Origin of the sequence: Photobacterium leiognathi (assembly GCF_030685535.1) — a bacterium.
In the GTDB taxonomy this organism is placed as follows: domain Bacteria; phylum Pseudomonadota; class Gammaproteobacteria; order Enterobacterales; family Vibrionaceae; genus Photobacterium; species Photobacterium leiognathi.
The window spans coordinates 2,540,060-2,560,906 of record NZ_CP131601.1; the positions used below are offsets into that span (position 1 = coordinate 2,540,060).

At 41.8% G+C, this 20,847-nt stretch carries 16 protein-coding genes; 6 read left to right on the forward strand and 10 right to left on the reverse strand.

Annotated elements, in window-relative coordinates; genetic code table 11:
* Positions 1-6: 6 nt before the first annotated feature.
* Both tgt and queA read right to left on the reverse strand, forming a co-directional pair.
* Positions 7-1,131, reverse strand: a complete 1,125-nt coding sequence (gene tgt / locus Q7674_RS18550; protein ID WP_008987761.1) for a tRNA guanosine(34) transglycosylase Tgt — start codon at positions 1,129-1,131, stop codon at positions 7-9.
* 288 nt (positions 1,132-1,419) lie between these two features.
* A complete protein-coding gene (gene queA / locus Q7674_RS18555; protein ID WP_023931408.1) occupies positions 1,420-2,472 on the reverse strand; it encodes a tRNA preQ1(34) S-adenosylmethionine ribosyltransferase-isomerase QueA in 1,053 nt (350 codons plus the stop codon).
* Positions 2,473-2,753: 281 nt separating this feature from the next.
* On the opposite strand from queA, the gene Q7674_RS18560 reads away from it, so the two are divergent.
* Positions 2,754-3,224, forward strand: coding sequence for a CBS domain-containing protein (locus tag Q7674_RS18560; protein WP_045064521.1), 471 nt, complete (start codon positions 2,754-2,756; stop codon positions 3,222-3,224).
* A gap of 154 nt (positions 3,225-3,378) precedes the next feature.
* Here Q7674_RS18560 and aceA read toward each other — a convergent pair whose 3' ends face one another.
* The 3 genes from aceA to Q7674_RS18575 form a co-directional block, all read right to left on the reverse strand.
* On the reverse strand, positions 3,379-4,686 hold the full coding sequence (aceA, locus tag Q7674_RS18565; RefSeq protein WP_305423069.1) for an isocitrate lyase: 1,308 nt from the start codon (positions 4,684-4,686) through the stop codon (positions 3,379-3,381).
* A gap of 132 nt (positions 4,687-4,818) precedes the next feature.
* The gene (gene aceB / locus Q7674_RS18570; protein WP_023931403.1) at positions 4,819-6,432 is read right to left on the reverse strand and encodes a malate synthase A; all 1,614 of its coding nucleotides are present in this window, start codon (positions 6,430-6,432) and stop codon (positions 4,819-4,821) included.
* A 689-nt stretch (positions 6,433-7,121) separates the two neighbouring features.
* Positions 7,122-8,018: a hydrogen peroxide-inducible genes activator gene (locus Q7674_RS18575; RefSeq protein WP_023931401.1), complete on the reverse strand. Its 897-nt coding sequence runs from the start codon at positions 8,016-8,018 to the stop codon at positions 7,122-7,124.
* Between the two features lie 132 nt (positions 8,019-8,150).
* Between Q7674_RS18575 and Q7674_RS18580 the strand changes: the two genes are divergently transcribed.
* On the forward strand, positions 8,151-8,759 hold the full coding sequence (locus Q7674_RS18580; RefSeq protein WP_008987768.1) for a peroxiredoxin C: 609 nt from the start codon (positions 8,151-8,153) through the stop codon (positions 8,757-8,759).
* 224 nt (positions 8,760-8,983) lie between these two features.
* Positions 8,984-9,733, forward strand: a complete 750-nt coding sequence (locus Q7674_RS18585) for a copper homeostasis protein CutC (protein ID WP_045064523.1) — start codon at positions 8,984-8,986, stop codon at positions 9,731-9,733.
* Positions 9,734-9,831: 98 nt separating this feature from the next.
* Here Q7674_RS18585 and phoU read toward each other — a convergent pair whose 3' ends face one another.
* From phoU to Q7674_RS18605, 4 genes are read right to left on the reverse strand one after another with little or no spacing between them, the layout of a single operon-like run.
* Positions 9,832-10,539, reverse strand: coding sequence for a phosphate signaling complex protein PhoU (gene phoU, locus Q7674_RS18590; RefSeq protein WP_008987770.1), 708 nt, complete (start codon positions 10,537-10,539; stop codon positions 9,832-9,834).
* Positions 10,540-10,551: 12 nt separating this feature from the next.
* A complete protein-coding gene (gene pstB / locus Q7674_RS18595; protein WP_023931398.1) occupies positions 10,552-11,370 on the reverse strand; it encodes a phosphate ABC transporter ATP-binding protein PstB in 819 nt (272 codons plus the stop codon).
* Between the two features lie 39 nt (positions 11,371-11,409).
* The gene (gene pstA, locus Q7674_RS18600; RefSeq protein ID WP_305423074.1) at positions 11,410-13,047 is read right to left on the reverse strand and encodes a phosphate ABC transporter permease PstA; all 1,638 of its coding nucleotides are present in this window, start codon (positions 13,045-13,047) and stop codon (positions 11,410-11,412) included.
* 15 nt (positions 13,048-13,062) lie between these two features.
* On the reverse strand, positions 13,063-15,294 hold the full coding sequence (locus Q7674_RS18605; protein ID WP_045064526.1) for an ABC transporter permease subunit: 2,232 nt from the start codon (positions 15,292-15,294) through the stop codon (positions 13,063-13,065).
* A gap of 284 nt (positions 15,295-15,578) precedes the next feature.
* Between Q7674_RS18605 and Q7674_RS18610 the strand changes: the two genes are divergently transcribed.
* From Q7674_RS18610 to ppx, 3 genes are all read left to right on the forward strand, one after another.
* The gene (locus Q7674_RS18610; protein ID WP_045064528.1) at positions 15,579-16,079 is read left to right on the forward strand and encodes a glycine cleavage system transcriptional repressor; all 501 of its coding nucleotides are present in this window, start codon (positions 15,579-15,581) and stop codon (positions 16,077-16,079) included.
* Between the two features lie 132 nt (positions 16,080-16,211).
* Complete coding sequence (gene ppk1, locus Q7674_RS18615; protein ID WP_107229682.1) at positions 16,212-18,314, forward strand: polyphosphate kinase 1; 2,103 nt, start codon at positions 16,212-16,214, stop codon at positions 18,312-18,314.
* Positions 18,301-19,815, forward strand: a complete 1,515-nt coding sequence (gene ppx, locus Q7674_RS18620) for an exopolyphosphatase (protein ID WP_045064529.1) — start codon at positions 18,301-18,303, stop codon at positions 19,813-19,815. The genes ppk1 and ppx overlap by 14 nt, the downstream gene beginning before the upstream one ends.
* A gap of 38 nt (positions 19,816-19,853) precedes the next feature.
* Here the strand turns inward: ppx and Q7674_RS18625 are convergent, their stop codons facing one another.
* Positions 19,854-20,843, reverse strand: coding sequence for a PstS family phosphate ABC transporter substrate-binding protein (locus Q7674_RS18625; RefSeq protein ID WP_202443259.1), 990 nt, complete (start codon positions 20,841-20,843; stop codon positions 19,854-19,856).
* Between the last annotated feature and the right edge of the window lie 4 nt (positions 20,844-20,847).

The window sequence follows — 20,847 nt, forward strand, 5'->3', positions numbered from 1 at the left end:
CCTCGTTTAAACATTTAATGGTGGAACTTCACGGTCTCGACGAGCGTAGAATTCTTCTACAAACGCATCGAAACGATCTTCTTCAATTGACTTACGAATACTTTCCATTAGACGTTGGTAGTAGCGTAAGTTATGAATGGTATTTAAGCGTGCACCTAAGATTTCATTACACTTATCTAGATGATATAGGTACGCTTTTGAATAGTTACGACAAGTGTAACAGTCACAATGCGGATCTAAAGGCGTTGTGTCTGTTTTATGTTTCGCATTGCGGATCTTGATCACACCACCAGTCACAAATAAGTGACCATTACGGGCATTACGTGTTGGCATTACACAGTCAAACATATCAATACCGCGACGAACACCTTCCACTAGATCTTCAGGTTTACCTACGCCCATAAGGTAGCGAGGCTTATCTTCTGGAAGTTGTGGACATGTGTGCTCAAGAATGCGGTGCATGTCTTCTTTAGGCTCACCTACAGCTAGACCACCTACAGCGTAACCGTCAAAACCAATATTCGTTAGGCCTTCAACTGATACATCACGTAAGTCTTCGTAAACACCACCTTGAACAATACCGAATAATGCATTCGGGTTTTCAAGTTTGTCGAAGTGATTACGGCTGCGCTTAGCCCAACGTAGTGACATTTCCATCGATTTCTTCGCTTCTTCGTGCGTCGCTGGGTATGGCGTACACTCGTCGAAAATCATTACGATGTCAGAACCTAGGTCTTTTTGAATTTCCATCGACTTTTCAGCGTCCATGAAAATCTTGTCACCGTTTACAGGGTTACGGAAGTGAACACCTTCTTCAGTGATCTTACGTAGAGAACCAAGGCTAAATACTTGGAAACCGCCTGAATCGGTAAGGATAGGACCTTGCCATTGCATGAAGTCATGTAAATCACCGTGTAATTTCATTACTTCTTGACCAGGGCGAAGCCATAAGTGGAAAGTGTTACCTAACAGGATTTGCGCACCTGTGTCTTTCACTTCCTCAGGCGTCATACCTTTAACTGTACCGTAAGTACCCACTGGCATAAATGCAGGCGTTTCTACTGTACCGCGTTCAAACTGCAAGCGACCACGACGAGCGCGTCCTTGAGTTTTATCTAATTCAAATTTCACAAAACCTCCAAAAGCCAGAGAAACAATCTGACGAATTTCCCATTACAGGACCTAGCTCCACCAGCACATGCTGAGAAACCACATAAACAATCATGATAATGATGATTGCCAGCTTAGCTTTAGCTACATCAATTACAAGATTAACTAAAGCGTAGCGGAAGAACGTCATGCTGTGACTGGGTTATATAACAGAATTTATACTAAGCCACAGACACAACAAAGGCTGCAATTGTAACAAAAAGCAGCCTTAATCTTTACTCGTTATAACAAGCGTAAAACTATCGGGTTTTACGCGTCTTTACGAGTAATGAACATTGAATCACCATAACTGAAGAAGCGGTACTTATTTGCCACTGCTTCATGGTAAGCATTCATTGTATTTTCATAGCCAGCAAAAGCGCTAACTAACATAATTAGAGTTGATTCTGGTAAGTGGAAATTAGTAATTAATGCATCCACTAACTGGAACTGATAACCAGGGAAAATAAAGATATCTGTATCACCAAAGAATGGCTTAAATTCAGTACCTTTCTTTAATGCATCTTGTGCAGCACTTTCTAAAGAACGCACAGATGTTGTACCCACAGCAATAACACGACCACCGTTAGCACGCGTTTCATTAACTGCAGCAACCACTTCTTCAGGTACTTCAACATATTCCGAGTGCATGTGGTGATCATTGATGTCATCCACACGTACAGGCTGGAATGTACCTGCGCCAACATGCAAGGTTACAAACGCAAAGTTTACACCTTTTGCTTTCAGATCAGCCATTAGCTTATCGTCAAAATGTAAACCCGCCGTTGGTGCGGCTACTGCGCCCGGTTTTGCATTATAAACCGTTTGGTAACGCTCTTTATCTGCATCTTCATCAGGACGATCAATGTAAGGCGGTAATGGCATGTGACCGACGATATCAAGGATCTCTAGTACTGTTTTATCGCTGTTAAAGCGAATTTCAAACAGTGCATCATGACGTGCAACCATCTCAGCTGAGAATTCACCATTTTCACCCAACAATAGCTCATTACCAGGCTTTGGTGGCTTAGAGGCACGAACGTGAGCCAAAATAGATTTGTCATCAAGCATGCGTTCAACTAGCACTTCAATTTTGCCACCCGACGCCTTATGCCCAAACATACGCGCAGGGATCACTCGGGTATTATTAAATACAAGTAAATCGCCCGGTTGAACAAGATCTAACACATCTTTAAAACATTTATGCGCTAATTCACCCGTATTGCCCGTCATTTGAAGTAAACGACTCGCGGTACGTTCTGGTTGAGGATAACGAGCAATTAACTCGTCTGGTAGTTCAAAATCAAAATCTGAAACTTGCATTGTATTACGCCCTAAATCACAGCAAGCGGGCATTATATACTTAACTTCCCCCAAGATGCGAAGCCAACTGTTATTTCACTCGATTAAAATGGATAATTTTCGCTAAACCATTAAAACAAACGCTCATCACTTCCACTTAACCCAAGCAATATCCACACAGAATATATTGAAATATTTGATATTCATCATGCGTTTTTGCAACGCAATTCGATATATTGAAGAAAAGATAAGCAAATTACTCGTCTATTTGCTGTTTTTACCGCACTTGTATGGAGGTTAATATGTTCACAGTTGCTTATATGATGACACCCCAACCTCGAACCTTATCACGCAATGATACTTTGCTAGATGCAAAGGAAATGATGGAAAAACTATCTATCCGTCATATTCCTATTACTGACCATAAAAATGAATTGATAGGACTCGTTAGCCAGCGTGATATTCTTTCCGCCCAAGATTCAAATCTCAAATCCATTATCGAAAACCCGCTATCCTCAACTCTTGATGTCCTACTTGATCGTTCAATGAATACTAAAGTAATGAGTGTTGATTATCGTGCAGGATTAAAACAAGCCGCACTGTATATGCAAAAACATAAAATAGGCTGTTTACCTGTAGTAAAAGAGAAAAAGCTGATCGGTATTATCACAGATTCAGACTTTGTCGCGATTGCGATTACATTGATAGAAACACTGGAAGAAGTTGATCCCATCGAGTCTGATTTCGAAACACTCGACATGCTAGACGAATAAAAAAGGGGAGCGTCATGCTCCCCGATGATAACGTAATAGTCAGTACTCATTTAAAGCTGCGGCCTATACTTAAGTACTGCTGATAACAACACTTTGCTAGGATAGTTAGTAAACACGTTATCTTAAAAATATTATTCATTGCGATGCAGCTTAATTACTTAAACTGATCTTCTTCTGTAGAACCAGTCAGTGCTGTTACCGAAGAATTACCGCCTTGAATCGTATTAGTCATGGTATCGAAGTAGCCCGTTCCCACTTCTTGCTGGTGCGCAACGAAGGTATAGCCTTTCTCTGCCGCTTCAAATTCAGGACGTTGTACTTTCTCAACGTAATGACGCATCCCCTCACCTTGCGCGTAAGCATGTGCTAATTCAAACATGTTAAACCACATATTATGGATACCCGCTAAGGTGATGAACTGGTACTTATAGCCCATGTCTGAAAGCTCTTGCTGGAATTTAGCAATGGTTTCAGCATCAAGGTTTTTCTCCCAGTTAAACGATGGAGAACAGTTATAAGCCAGTAACTGATCTGGGTATTGCGCATGGATCGCTTCAGCAAATTTGCGCGCTTCTTCTAAACATGGAGTTGCGGTCTCACACCAGATTAAATCTGCGTATGGTGCGTATGCTAAGCCACGAGCAATAGCCTGATCGATACCAGCACGGACACGGTAGAAACCTTCTGCGGTACGATCACCAATAATGAAGTCTTTGTCATATGGGTCGCAATCAGAGGTTAATAAATCCGCAGCATTTGCATCTGTACGAGCAATTACCAGTGTAGTTGTGCCAGCCACATCTGCCGCTAAGCGGGCAGCGACCAACTTTTGCACCGCTTCTTGAGTAGGAACCAGTACCTTACCGCCCATGTGACCACATTTTTTCACCGACGCTAGCTGATCTTCAAAGTGAACACCAGCAGCACCTGCTTCAATCATGCTACGCATAAGCTCATAAGCATTAAGTACGCCACCAAAACCCGCTTCCGCATCAGCGACAATCGGTAAGAAATAATCAACACCGTCTTCTGGGTTACCACCATTCGCCCATTGAATTTGATCGGCACGGCGGAAAGAATTATTAATACGTTTCACCACAGCAGGCACAGAATCTACTGGGTACAACGACTGATCGGGATACATGGTCGATGCAGTATTATTATCTGCCGCCACTTGCCAGCCTGATAAATAAATCGCTTCAATACCGGCTTTTGCTTGCTGAACAGCCTGGTCACCTGTTAGTGCGCCCAAACAATTCACATACCCTTTTTTCGCTTCACCATTAACTAATTGCCATAACTTGTCAGCACCAAGCTGAGCAATAGTATTAGCTGGAGCAAACGAGCCGCGTAGATTAATGACTTCTTCCGCACTATAAGTACGCTTAACATGTTTCCAACGTGGGTTTTCCGCCCAGTCTTTTTCAATTGCTTCAATTTGTTGTTGGCGTGTTAATGTCATAATGGTATCCCTCGTATCTATCCGCTTTCATCCGTTGGTATGACGGTTAATTGATACTAATTTTCAACATACATCTGGTACTGCGACCCTCAACTACCTCGGATTCTCTTTGTTATACAAACGCTATGGCGTTTAATTTAAATATTCATAACCATGTAAGGTTAAGAAGTTTTCTAACTCTTCACTTGTGGTCAGCTTTGCCATCAATTCAGCCGCTTCATCAAAGCGTCCTTGATTAAAGCGAACATCACCTAACTCTTCTTTTAAAACCAACATTTCTTCAGCTAGCATTTGCTCAAACAACGCTTTAGTAACCACTTTACCGTTTGATAACGCTTGCTTATGTTTGATCCACTGCCAAATCGAGGCTCGGGAAATTTCAGCGGTTGCCGCATCTTCCATTAATCCATAAATTGGCACACAACCATTACCGGAAATCCATGCTTCAATGTATTGCACCGCGACACGAATATTGTGACGCATTCCCTCTTCTGTTCGTTCGCCATCACAAGGCGCTAATAACTCATTTGCCGTAATCGGCGCATCGTTATCACGGGTGATATCTAATTGGTTTTTACGATCGCCGAGTACGTGATCAAATACCCCACATGCGGTATCAGCAAGACCTGGGTGCGCAACCCATGTACCATCGTGTCCATTACTTGCCTCAAGTGCTTTATCGGTTTGAATTTTATTTAAAACCCATGCTTGGCGCTGTGGATCTTTAGATGGAATAAAGGCTGCCATCCCTCCCATAGCAAAAGCACCACGACGATGACACGTACGAACTAACAAGCGTGAGTACGCATTAAGAAAAGGCTTTTCCATTGTTACAACTTGGCGATCGGGTAAGATGCGATCTGGATATTGGCGTAAGGTTTTTATATAGCTGAAGATATAATCCCAACGACCACAATTAAGCCCGACAATGTGCTCTTTTAAATTAAATAGGATCTCATCCATTTCAAAAACAGCAGGTAGTGTTTCAATCAACACGGTGGCTTTAATAGTGCCTCGCGCTAATCCAAATTCATCTTCGGTATAACTAAATACATCACTCCACCATGCCGCTTCACGGTATGCCTGTAATTTGGGTAAATAGAAATATGGGCCACTGCCTTTAGCTAATAAGGCTTTTTGATTGAGGTAAAAGTACAGCGCAAAGTCTAATAGCGCCCCAGGGATTGGTTTGCCATTCCACAGCACATGCTTTTCAGGTAAATGTAATCCTCGAACTCGGCATATCAAGACTGCGGGATCATCGGCTAGTTGATAATGTTTGCCATTCGCAGGATTAACATAATCAATGGTGCCATTAACCGCATCTCGTAAATTACGCTGTCCTTCAATCACTTCATTCCATGCTGGTGCAAAAGAATCTTCAAAGTCAGCCATAAACACTTTTACATTGGCATTAAGCGCATTAATCACCATTTTGCGATCAACAGGGCCTGTAATTTCCACGCGTCGGTCTTGTAAATCTTGAGGGATATTTTGAATTTTCCACTCACTGTGACGAATAGATTCTGTTTCAGGATCAAAGTCCGGTAATTGGCCTCTATCTATTTGACGCTGACGCTGTTCACGATCTTCAAGTAGTAAAGGAATTCGCTCGGCAAAACGATCCACCAAACGTTCTAAGAAAAGTAATGCGTCATCCGATAAAATCTCACGCTGCGATTCTGTAAGCGGTTGCTGTAATGATAATTTCATTTGGTAGTTAGATTGAACGGCTGTATCTGTCATAACGCCCCATCCTTGTAACTTAATCACCACTTTTATCAATAAGCCGTAGTGAGCTTTTTATAAGCATTATTGCTTAACCTGTTCTTTACGTTGCCGCAACATATAACAAAAAGCAAATCTACGCCTTCTATTTAAAAATAGATAAAAACAACAAAATAATTAAATAACAACAACTTAAATAAATAAGAGTAAAAACTCAAAACACTAAATTAAAACAAAAGCCAGTAAATAACTCGGAATAGATACTTTGTTTTAAAAACGACACTTTTTGTATGTAGTTACGTAATTAAATTACATAATAAAAGAATAAGTAATTAGTAATATTTTTCGTTTTAAACATCGATACTTTTATTATTAGAAAATAATTAATTGATTTTTTTAAGGTAAATAAGGGTAAGGCAGAAAGGAATTAAACAGTGTGAGATCTTAGTGATAATATACACAATTCTTTGTTTGCTTCACGAAACAAAAAAAACCGACAAAACAGCACGTTAAAGCCAATCAAGCAAACAGAACAATAATCTAAATATAGTTATACACCAGAGTTTTAGTCCAAATTATATCTTTTTTTTACTTAAGATAATTTTAAATAAAAAAAACCTGAAAATATGCCATTTTTTATCATTGATAATAATCACAACAGCACATAATTCAGGTCTTTAACCGTGTTCATTCAGTCACTCTTTAGACTAAAGTAGCGTTTCAACAATCTCAGCTAGCTTTTCAAACGTCTTTAATCGACTTGATGTTGGACGCCATACTAAGCCAATTTCACGAAATGCCGCTTGGCCTGGTGGCTCAATCACCACAAGATTTTGATTATCTAAAATCCCGTGCTCAATCGCCATCTGTGGAATAAAGGTTGTACCTAGGCCATTAGCAACCATTTGTACCAAGGTATGAAGACTGGTTGCAGTAAAAGGGTTAATCTTTTCTTTGGTCGTTAATCGACACGCAGATACAGCATGCTCGGTTAAGCAATGCTCTTTCTCTAGTAGAAAAACCGATTCATCCGGTAAGTCAGCATAACGTAACGGCACTGATACACGTTCAGCTTGGTTTTTACTTATCACCATCTTAAAAGCATCACGCCCCACCACTTTGCTACTCATACCATTAATTTCGACTGGCAACGCAAGGATCAATACATCCATTTCACCGTTACGCAAAGCCGCTAACAAATTGGTCGTCGTATCTTCTCGCAGTAATAAGTTAAGTTTTGGATACAGTCGGTTAACTTCTTGCACTAAATCGCACAATAAGAAAGGGGCAATAGTTGGAATACAACCCACCCGTAACGGCCCTTCCATTCCATCACCAGAAGAACGAGATAGTTCTATCAAATCTTGGCTGCGTGCAAGCAATTCTCGTGAGCGAACCACGACTTCTTCGCCCATACTGGTGAATACCAATGATTTATTGTCACGCTCTATTAGCTGACAATCTAATAAATCTTCTAAGTTTTGGATCCCTGAACTAAGTGTCGATTGGCTCACAAAACACTTTTTTGCCGCTTCGCCAAAGTGACGGGTTTCCGATAAAGTTACTAGGTAATGCAATTGTTTTAACGAGGGAAACTTATTCATCGTATTTTTCGATTACTTCAATCTGTTTATTCCGCTTTTTTCAATTTAACAGTTTGGCTATAGTTTGTCTCGTCCAAGTATGGAGCTAACCAAAGAAGGTTGGCAAAACCCCAATATTTTAGGAGCACCAAAATGGTACTAGTAGGTCGTCAAGCACCAGATTTTACTGCTGCAGCTGTTCTAGGTAACGGCGAAATCGTTGATAACTTCAACTTTGCAGAATTCACTAAAGGTAAAAAAGCGGTAGTTTTCTTCTACCCACTAGACTTCACTTTCGTATGTCCATCTGAGCTAATCGCTTTTGACAAGCGTTTCGAAGATTTCCAAGCGAAAGGCGTTGAAGTAATCGGTGTTTCTATCGACTCTCAATTCTCTCACAACGCATGGCGTAACACTGCTGTTGAAAACGGCGGTATCGGTCAAGTTAAGTACCCACTAGTTGCTGACGTTAAGCACGAAATCTGTAAAGCTTACGACGTTGAGCACCCAGAAGCAGGCGTTGCTTTCCGTGGTTCTTTCCTAATCGACGAAGACGGCCTTGTTCGTCACCAAGTTGTTAACGACCTACCACTAGGCCGTAACATCGACGAAATGCTACGCATGGTAGACGCACTAAACTTCCACCAAAAACACGGTGAAGTGTGTCCTGCACAGTGGGAAGAAGGTAAAGCAGGTATGGATGCATCACCTAAAGGTGTAGCAGACTACCTATCTGAGCACACTTCAGACCTAGGTAAGTAATTACCTAATAACACCACGCTCAACGGTGTTATCTGACAAGAAGCAAATAAAAAATAAAGCTAATTAAGTCAGCTTAAATAAAAGAATAATGAGGCTCGGAGCATACCGAGCCCTTTTTTTATCTGTAATTTATAATCAACCGCACAGATCACCCTACCGCTATTCGCCCCTTCTAACGCAATCATCTACACTGCTGATCATTCTTTTCTAAGCGATAAAACAGTATGTCTATCCAACTTGAAGTCTGTATCGATAATATTGAATCCCTGCATTATGCCCAACAAGGCGGCGCAACCCGTATTGAGCTTTGCTCTTCATTAACTCTCGGTGGCTTAACACCAAGCTCTGGCTTTATGGCGTTAGCTGCTAAACATGCAAAAGTACCCGTTTATGCCATGATCCGCCCTCGCCAAGGGGATTTTCTATTTAGCAGTGAAGATGTTGAAATCATGCTGGCTGATATCTATGCCGCTCGCCAAACAGGATTACAAGGGATTGTGATTGGTGCGCTGACTAAGCAAGGTCATATTGATAAAGACATCGTGGCAAGCTTAGTCAAAGAAGCGAATGGATTAGGGGTGACTTTCCATCGTGCTATCGATCAATGCATTGAGCCGTTTGCAGCACTTGATACCGTCATGCAATATAGCTGCGAACGAGTACTGACTTCTGGCCTAGCGTCTAATGCTCCTGCTGGTAGCAAGATGATAAAAGAGATGGTGAACTATTGCGGTAATAAACTGAGCATTATGGCTGGCGCAGGTGTTAATCCCGATAATGTGCGTGAGCTGGTCACCGCTACGGGTATTCATGAAGTCCACTTGTCAGGTAAAACCACTCGCCCTAGTGCGATGACAAATATCTCAACAAGTGCTCATATGGGAAGTGCTGCAATTGATGATTTCCAGATCCCTGTAACCAGTGCTGAAACGATTAAAACAGTAGTTCAGCAGCTTAACCAGCTATCAAAGTAGTCAAACTATTAAGCAAAATAAAAGGGCGCATTGACTCTATATAAAATCAATGCGCCCTTTCAAATATCTTTCACTACAACATCTTTTAAGCTAGATCCTTACAAGATATTTTTAATATCTTCTGGGTTGGTATGGCGAATGTCTTTACCTTGTACGAAATAGATAATGTATTCACAAATATTCTGACAACGATCGCCTACACGCTCGATCGAACGTGCCGCCCACATCACCTTCATTACACTTGGAATGGAGTCAGGATCTTCTTTCATGTAAGTCATTAGCTGACGAATAATCGCTTCATATTCACGGTCAATACGATCATCGGTTTGGTACACATCAATCGCAGCTTTAACGTCCATACGTGCAAATGCATCTAACACTTCATGCAGCATTCGTACTGCATTTTGCCCTAAGGATTCAAGCGAGGCTAACAAGTTATATTGCTTCGTGGTGAAGTTACCTAATGCTACTTTCGCAATGCTTTCTGCCACATCACCGATACGTTCAAGATCAGTGATGGTTTTAATGATAGCAATCACAAGGCGTAAATCACTGGCCGTAGGCTGACGCTTGGCAATAATGCGCGTACAAGCTTCATCGATAGCCACTTCCATGGCATTCACTTTATGATCATCTTGGATCACTCGTTTGGCTAATGTTTCTTCTTGCTTGTGTAGCGCTTTTAACGCATCAGCCAATTGCTGCTCAACCAAGCCGCCCATGGCTAATACATGGGTACGAATACTTTCTAGCTCATGGTTGAACTGACCAGAAATATGACGACCAAGACTAATGTTGTTTAACATGATGGTGTTTCCTTAACCATAGCGCCCTGTAATGTAATCCTCAGTGCGTTTTTCTCTCGGGGTGGTGAAAATATCATTGGTGCTCGAATATTCCACCAGCTCACCCATATATATAAAGGCTGTTTGATCTGAAACGCGCGCCGCCTGTTGCATGTTATGCGTTACGATAATAACGGTATATTTGGCCTTTAAATCATTTATCAACTCTTCAATGGTCAATGTTGAGATCGGATCCAACGCAGAGGTTGGCTCATCAAGCAGTAAAATCTCAGGTTCAATAGCAATTGCACGAGCAATCACTAAACGTTGCTGCTGACCACCAGATAAACCAAAGGCGTTTTCATGTAGGCGATCTTTCACTTCATCCCATAATGCAGCCGCTCGCAACGCGCTTTCTACCGCATCATCTAGAATACGCCTCTCGCTGATCCCTTGTAAGCGTAAGCCATACACCACGTTCTCATAAATGGATTTAGGAAAAGGATTAGGACGTTGGAATACCATACCAACTCGACGACGTAGTGAGGCTACATCAACTTTCGGATCATAGATATTCTGACCATGTAGCATAATTTTACCATCGACATGGCAGCCTTCGACCAAATCATTCATGCGGTTAATACAGCTTAATAACGTCGATTTACCACAACCTGATGGTCCGATAAATGCCGTTACCTGACCTTTAGGGATCCGCATATTGATATCAAACAACGCCTGTGTTTTACCATAATGCAGGTTAAGCCCTTCAATCGATAAAGCGGTTTGTTCATCTGGTAATGAAGAGAGATCGACAGGCTCAAATAAGCCCATTGATGGTGTTACTGAATGCATAATCTTCTCTCTATAAATAATCAAATATCTACTGCGAAATTACTGCTCTAAAGCGCGGAATTTCTCACGCAGATGATTACGGATCCCAATTGCCGTTAAGTTCAAGCTGACAATTACGGTTACTAATAAAAACGAAGTGGCGTAAACCAAAGGTCTTGCTGCCTCTACATTCGGGCTTTGGAATGCAACATCATAGATATGATAACCCAAGTGCATAAACTTACGATCTAAGTGAACAAAAGGGAAATGTGCATCAACAGGCAATGTCGGTGCCATTTTTACTACACCCACTAACATTAATGGTGCTACTTCCCCTGCTGCGCGAGCAACTGCCAAGATTAACCCCGTCATAATCGCAGGGCTTGCCATTGGCAAAACAATTCGCCATAAGGTTTCAGCTTGGGTTGCACCTAACGCTAATGAGCCATTGCGGATCGAGCTAGGAATACGCGATAAGCCTTCTTCCGTCGAAACAATCACCACGGGTAATGTCATGATCGCAAGGGTTAAAGCTGACCATAAAATGCCAGGAGTACCAAAAGTTGGAGTGGGTAATTGTGCCGAGAAGAACACATCATCAATGGTGCCACCGACCATATAAACAAAAAAGCCTAAACCAAACACACCGTAAACAATCGACGGTACACCTGCTAGGTTGATGACCGCCACTCGGATCAACTTGGTAAATGAATTATTACCAGCATATTCATGCAGATAAATCGCGGCTAACACCCCTAATGGCGTCACCATCACGCTCATTAGTAACACCATGAAAACAGTACCAAAAATAGCCGGGAATACCCCACCTTCAGTATTTGCTTCTCGTGGTGCTTCGGTTAAAAACTTATAGACTTCACTACCCCAGTGCTGGAATTTCTCAACGAAGGTGAGATTGTTGGGATACCAAATATCAAGTACCTGAGACATAGGTACAGTGATCGTTTTGCCTTGGCTATCACGCAATAACAAACTTGCACTATCTAACTGTGCTTGAAGCGCAAATAAGCGATTCTCTATATTCTTATAGATCGTGTTGTAATTGAGCTCATCACGTTCAATACGGCTTTGCTCTTCCGGTGTTAGTTTGCCTTTCAATGCTAACTGGCGTTTCTCAAGACGCAGTTTTTCTAAATGCCAGTTAGCATCAGCCACCTCTACCGATTGTAATGTTTTCAGCTCTTTGCGTACGCTAGATGCTTCAGCCAATGCTTCTGGCAAAAAATCCATATTATTACGGACGCCATCAGCAATAATCGCCATTGGGTAGCCGTAGAACTTACCGTTCGTTTCACGATCGACAACTGCGATATTATCAGCAATTTTCTGTTGCTTAATTTGACTATTAAGCACAGTGATAAAGTCACTACCTGAACGTTCACGGTTACCTGTTTTGATCAAATAACGCATCTCAACAGGCTCAGATAGCTGCGATACATCCACACCAGCTTCACGCAATTGCTGAAGTGGGATCGCTTTGCTGTCGTATAGCTCTCCGATCACGGTTTGAGTTTTACCTGTTACATCAATATCAAATTGATAAACCAGCGAAGGCCAGAAATAGCTCAAGCCTTTATAGCCAATCAATAGCAATAAACCTAATACGGCAACAAGACTGATACTAACCGCACCAGCCGTTACCCAAATCCAAGGTGAGCCTGATTTAAACCATTTAATCATGAACGTACCACGTCCTTATAATGAACTGTATTTTTCACGTAGACGCTGCCTCACAACCTCTGCAATCGTATTGAAAACAAAGGTAAACACAAATAACACAAATGCGGCTAAGAAAAGCACTCGATAATGCGAGCTTGCCACTTCAGATTCCGGCATTTCAATCGCAATGGTTGCTGCTAATGTTCTTAAACCTTGGAGTAAATTCCAATCCATGATCGGAGTATTACCCGTCGCCATCAGCACAATCATGGTCTCACCGACTGCACGACCTAAACCCATCATCACCGCAGAAAAAATACCCGGACTTGCCGTTAATAACACGACTTTAGTTAAGGTCTGCCATTGCGTTGCACCAAGGGCTAATGAACCTTTAGTTAAATGTGGCGGTACAGAAAACACCGCATCTTCAGCAATGGTAAATATGGTTGGGATCACAGCAAAGCCCATCGCAATACCGACAATTAACGCATTTCGCTGATCGTAACCAATACCATAATGTTGTGATAAATAGCTTTGTAAATCGCCACCTAATAGTTGCTGAGATAACCAAGGGCTGACAGCAAAACAGCCATAACCCACCAGCACAATCATTGGGATCAACAACGCAATGTGAAGGCCATTAGGAATACGTGAACGCCAACGTCCCGGCAACATCGACCAAATAAAGCCAATCACTATCATACTAAGCGGTAATACAATAAAGCTCAGTGCTACACCAGTTAAGTTTTGATCGACAATCGGTGCTAACCAAATACCAGCAAGAAAACCCAATATTACTGTGGGTAGCGCTTCCATTAATTCCACGGTTGGCTTAATTAAGCGCCTTACTTTTGATGACATGAAGTATGCTGTATAAATCGCGCCAGCCAATGCTAATGGGATCGCAAATAGCATCGAAAACACTGCCGCTTTTAACGTACCAAAGATGATAGGAACCAAGCTCAATTTAGGCTCAAACTCGTCACTGGCAGATGTAGATTGCCATACATAATCTGGCTCTGGATAACCTTCATACCAAACTTTCTGCCATAACGAAGAGATACCAATATCTGGGTGCGAGTTATTCACTTTATAGCTTTGCCATTCCCCATTATCGAGGGTTAACAGCATATTAGCTTTAGGTGAAATAGCTATATCTTGCGGCACCTTATCAAATACCTGATGTTGATAAATCACATCACGCTCAGAAGTATAATAAGCAGATACTCGCCCATCCTTCTGCACCACAAAAAAACCTTTGCGGTAATACTCAGGTACAATTTTCACAATTGGACTATCTGAAAAGTGGAAGTCACGAACGTTGATAAGCTGACGCTTACCCTCTTTCACCACCTCAAACCACTGTGAAATCGTGTTATTGGAATTAGTGATCAGCAGTGAATTAGCACCGGACAATAAATCGATACGCTCAGGCTGAATAGATTTATCCGCTGATAATGGTGTTTTTGCTCTCAACTCTGCTTGCTGATGATTCAAGCTATAAGTAAATAAAGTGGAATCGCTCAATGCATACAGCGTCTTACCATCAGGCGTTAATACAAGTTGCTCAACCTTATTAGGAATATCACGCACTTCAAATAACGACTGATGCCATGCTTGATCTGGATTTATCGTTGAGTCCGCTTTTACTAATCGAGCTAAATATAACTGATGCTGCTCGGTATAAGCTGCCAGCATGATGAGGTTATCACGCCCAGATATGGCGAGTTGTTCTACTTTTGTTGGCGTAGGTAGAACGGTTAATGGCGTTTTACCAATCGGGTAATCCAATACAGGAAATAACTGCTTTTTATCGTTTTCAAATGTGAAGTTAAAATCAGCTTTGGCAATTTTAATCTTGCCACCTTTCATGGCGTAAGCCACTAAGCCGTCACGAGGCAGACTGGTCGCAAAAGCAGTAGGGGCATCAACGATAGTACGCTGTTTAATCACTTTACCAGCAGCAGGTGAAGGCGATAAACGGATGAAGTCAACCTGCCCATCCGTTGTAAAACGATAGGCCAAGGTATTACTTTCATCGATACCTACTTGCGCCGTTTGTCCCGGCAGCGCTAAGGAAAACGAGTGATTGGGTTTTACCGAAACAGAAGAGAAAATAGGTACGATAACGTAAAGCAGATAGAAAAAGATCAGCACTAACGTCACTAGCACAAAGATGCCGCCAGCGGTTACCCCTAACCGTGCTAACTTGTCTTTCACTCGGCGAAGCTGATTTTCTCCCATTAAAAATGAACTGGCATGTGCCATTATTACCTCAAACCTATTTATACGCGCTAAAGTGTATTGCTATTTAATGACACTTTTATTACAGGCGATATTTCTAAAATTCCACATCGCGCAAATTTATAAATTAATGCTGAAAGAAAATGTTACGCCAAATAAATGAATTATGACTACTTACGCATTTACTCATTTACGTCCTAACGCACCATAGACAGCCTAAATAGTTGTTAGGATAATTATTAATAACAATCAATCAGTTTGTTGCTTTATTGTCAGTTCACTAGCAACCAATAATAAGGAAATATGTAATGAAACAACTCATTATTACTGTTATCGGTAAAGATAAAACCGGATTAGTAGAGCAACTCTCAGATACGGTTTATAACAATGGCGCAAATTGGCTCAAAAGCTCATTAACCCAGCTCAGTGGGCAATTTGCAGGTATTGTGCAAGTGGAAGTTTCAGCTCAACATATTCAACAGCTTAGCAGTGCATTATCGCAAATAGACGGTCTTCAGATCCATATCGTCGAGGCACAAATCAAAGCTTCCTCACAACAGATCATGCAGAAGCTAACCGTTACAGGTAACGATCGGTTAGGTATTGTTAAAGAAGTAACCACTCACCTACATCAACTAGGCGTGAATATATACAAACTCAAAACCAGTACCGAAAGCGCACCTAACTGGGGCTACCCTATTTTCAAAGCGCAATTTCAGCTCGAACTACCTGCCGATCTCGGCATAGATGTAGTGCAAGAACAGCTTGAATTATTGGCAGATGACTTAACCATAGATATTGAGCAATAACATCAAATAACGCTGCAAAATAGGTGCTAATGAACAGCACTCAATGTAGCGCTTATCCCTTATCTTTACCATGATATTTCACAGCGAAATATCAATACCGCCATACCCGAAGTACAAGGATGAATACCGCGAATGAACACCAACGATCTATATATTGAAAAAGAGTTAAGTTGGCTCTCTTTTAACGAACGTGTATTACAAGAAGCGGCAGATAAATCTGTCCCTTTAATTGAACGTGTGCGATTTCTCGGTATTTTTTCTAGCAATACAGATGAGTTCTACAAAGTGCGTTTTGCTGATGTAAAACGCCAAATTTTAATTAATGAAGAACAAGGTGGAGGCGATCAAGCCAAACAGCTATTAAGCAAAATTCAAAGTCGTGTACTGAAGCTCAATCAAGACTTCGATACCCTTTATAATGAAATTCTGCTCGAAATGGCGCGCCGTCATATCTTCTTAGTTAACGAATTACAGTTAGAAGACAGCCAAAAAGCATGGCTAAAACATTACTTCCAACAAACAATTTTACCGCACGTCACCCCAATATTACTGACTGACGATGTTGATATTCTGCAAGTATTAAAAGACGAATATTCTTATCTTGCGGTAGCGATAAATCGTGGTGATGAAACCCACTATGCCCTTATCGAAATACCAACAGATCAGCTTCCTCGTTTTGTTCAATTACCGAAAACCAAAGGTAAACGACACAAAACGTTAATTTTACTCGACAACATTATTCGTCTTTGTATCGACGATTTATTTAATGGCTTTTTTGAATACGATGCCCTTGCCGTCTATGCAATGAAAATGACCCGTGATGCCGAATACGATCTAAGCCAAGAAGTTGAACATAGCTTATTAGAACAAATGTCGGAAGGCTTAAACCAACGCTTAACTGCAATGCCTGTTCGGTTTGTTTATCAGCGAGATATGCCGGGTAAAATGATCAACGTATTGTGCGATAAGCTAAAAGTCTCTAGCTACGATAGTGTGATCCCGGGAGGACGCTACCATAACTTTAAAGACTTTATCGGCTTTCCGAATGTCAGCAGAAGTTACCTTGAAAATAAAGAGCTCACACCCATTGAGAGCTATCATTTCAAATCGGCTCGTAATGCCTTCGATGCCATCAAAGCACAAGATATTTTGCTCTACTATCCGTACCACACATTTAATCATATGACAGAGTTGGTACGTCAAGCCTCTTACGATCCCAAAGTGCGTAGTATTAAGATCAACATCTACCGTGTAGCAAAAAACTCACGGATCATTGATTCCATGATCGATGCGGCTAATAACGGCAAGAATGTGACCGTAGTAGTTGAACTTCAAGCTCGCTTTGATGAAGAAGCCAATATCGAATGGGCACGACGATTAACAGAAGCTGGAGTTAATGTGATCTTTGGTGTTCCGGGTTTAAAAATACACTCCAAACTATGTTTGATCACCCGAAAAGAAGGCAATGAACTCGTTCGTTATGCGCATCTTGGTACCGGTAATTTCAATGAAAAGACAGCCCGTATTTATACCGATTTTTCACTATTAACATGCGATAAATCTATCACCGATGAAGTCAAACAAGTATTTGGTTATATCGCTAACCCTTATCGCCCCGTTAACTTTGAACAACTCATCGTTTCACCACGTAACTCACGCTCACGTTTATACGAATTAATCGATAGAGAAATTGCACACGCCAAGCAAAACTTACCATCCGGTATTACACTTAAGGTCAACAACCTTGTTGATAGAGGCTTGATTAATATGCTGTATCAAGCCAGCAACAATGGTGTAAAAATCAAATTAATCATTCGTGGTATGTGTTCATTGGTACCGGGAATTAAAGGGATCAGCGATAACATCACCGCGATCAGTATCATCGATAGATTTTTAGAACACCCTCGCGTCGCTGTATTTGAAAACAATGGTGATCCTGATGTTTATATTTCATCAGCAGATTGGATGAGCCGTAACATTGATAATCGTATTGAGGTGGGTTGCCCAATTAAGTCCCCAACACTCAAACAACGCATTATCGATATTCTCAACATTCAACTGTGCGACACAGTCAAAGCCCGTGTGATTGATGAAGGGATGCACAATCATTATGTACCTCGTGGTAATCGTCGCAAAATTCGCTCACAAACAGCCATTTATGATTATCTGAAACACAGCGAAAAACGACTCAAAAAGCATGCTGAAAGAGCAGAGAGACACGATGACAGAAACTAATCACTCTTCCCAACCTCGTGAGATTGCCGCTATCGATCTAGGATCGAATAGCTTTCATATGGTAGTAGCACGTATCGTGGGACAAAGCTTGCAAATCGTTAGCCGTCATAAGCAGCGTGTTCATCTCGCATCTGGGCTTGATAAACAACAAAACCTCGACCAAGCAGCGATCAACCGTGGCTTAAGCTGCTTGGCAATGTTTGCTGAAAGACTACAAGGGTTTGAACCTGAAAATGTCCGTATTGCGGCAACCTATACCCTACGGCAAGCACAAAATGCTCACGTTTTTCTTCAGCGTGCCGAACGTATATTACCCTTTCCGATTGAAATAATTCCCGGCACTGAAGAAGCTCGTTTGATCTACCTTGGTGTGGCGCACACTCAGCCAGATAAAGGCAAGAAACTGATCATTGATATTGGTGGTGGTAGTACAGAGCTAGTGATTGGTGAAGAGTTTGACACTCATATTCTTTATAGCAAGCACATGGGCTGTGTCAGCTATAACAAACAATTCTTTGCCAATGGCAAGTTGAGTCATAAAAACATTGCTGCTGCACAATTAGCGGCAAGACAAAAACTCGAAAGTATCGCCACTAAATACCTTGATATTGGCTGGGATAAAACCTTAGGTTCATCAGGCACCATCAAAGCCATTCGTGAAGTATTAATTGCCCAAGGGCACAGTGATGGTGTGATCACATCGGCGAGGCTGAAACGACTGCTTGATGATATTACCGCATTTAAGCATCAAGACGATCTTGATTTACCGGGATTAAGTGAAGACAGAAAGCCTGTCTTTGCCGCTGGGGTAGCCATTCTTAGTGCGATTTTTGAAGCGCTTGATATTCAAGATATGCACTTTTCCAGTGGCGCATTGCGCGAAGGCTTGCTGTATGAAATGGAGCAACGTTTCCGCCATTCCGATATTCGTGTGCGCACCGCAACGGCGATGGCAAAACAATACAATATCGATACCGCTCAAGCCAAACGAGTACAAACCACAGCCGTTGATATTTACAATCAAATTGATACGCAACCGGGCGTCAAGAAAACGGAGCTATCAACTTTGCTATCATGGGGCGCATTACTCCATGAAGTTGGATTAAGTATTAGCTACCCTGGCTTTCACCGCCATAGTGCTTACTTACTTCGCTATAGCACAATGCCTGGCTTTAATTTAGAACAACAAACCGTATTGTCGACCTTAGTACGCTTTCAACGTAAAGCATTAAAACTGGCTGAAATGCCAGAGCTCACCATCTATAAACGCAAGCACCTTTACCCGCTAATTCGTACCCTTCGCTTGGCTGTGGTATTCAATGGTCAACGTAGTGATGAACCACTACCTAAGCTGAAAGTAAGCGCTAACAATGAGCATTGGCAACTAACGTTACCTGACGGATGGACAAAGGAAAATAAACTACTGGCAGCCGATCTGAAAACAGAACAAGAATATTGGCATAAAGCCGGATGGGAATTAGACGTTAACGAATTAGACTAGAAAGGAAAGCGCCAGCAAATTAAATGCTGGCGTTTTTCTTAATCTTTTAACAGACCGAGTTTGGCTAGGTTTTGCTCTACAACAGCAACAGGCAATGGGATATAACCATCTTTTTGCACGATTTTTTGACCGTCACTGGAAAGGATAAAACGTAAGAACTCGCCTTCCATCGGCGCTAACGGTTTATTCGGATGCTTATTCACATAAACATATAAAAAGCGCGACAATGGGTAGCGTCCATTGACGGAGTTTTCAATTGTCGCTTCCACATAATCATCCCCTTCACGGGCAACAGGGATCGCTTTAATACCTGTCGTTTTATAGCCAATACCTGAGTAACCAATGGCATTTAACGATGTTGAGACAGACTGGACAACAGAGGCCGATCCCGGTTGTTCATTAACGTTATTGCGAAAATCGCCACGGCATAGAGCTCGCTTTTTAAAGTAACCATAAGTGCCTGATACGGAGTTACGACCAAACAATTGAATACCGCGATTTTGCCAACTCCCCGTTAAGCCTAACTGTCCCCATTGGTTAATAGGCTCTAACCCACCACAGCGCAAAGTACGAGAATAAATCGCATCCAATTGCTCAAAGTTAATCCCTTTTAATGGGTTATCTTCATGAACGAAAACCGCTAATGCATCCACCGCTACTTTAATTGCGGTCGGCTTATAGCCATACTCTTGCTCGAATGCTTCAACCTCTTTGGTTTTCATCATTCGGCTCATCGGGCCGATCTGTGCCGTTGCTTCAACCAAGGCTGTTGGGGCTGTTGACGAGCCAGCAGTCTGAATTTGAATATTCACATTCGGATAACGACGCTTAAACTCTTCAGCCCAATAAGTCATTAAGTTCGCTAGGGTATCTGAGCCTACAGAAGATAAGTTACCTGAAATACCACTGACTCTTTTATATGGCATTAAAGCAACGTCTGACGTTTGTGCATAAGCGCCTGTGCTGCCGCTAAGCCACAGCGCAGTTACCATCCCCAAAGATTTAATCGTATTAAGCGTACTTCTCATGTGC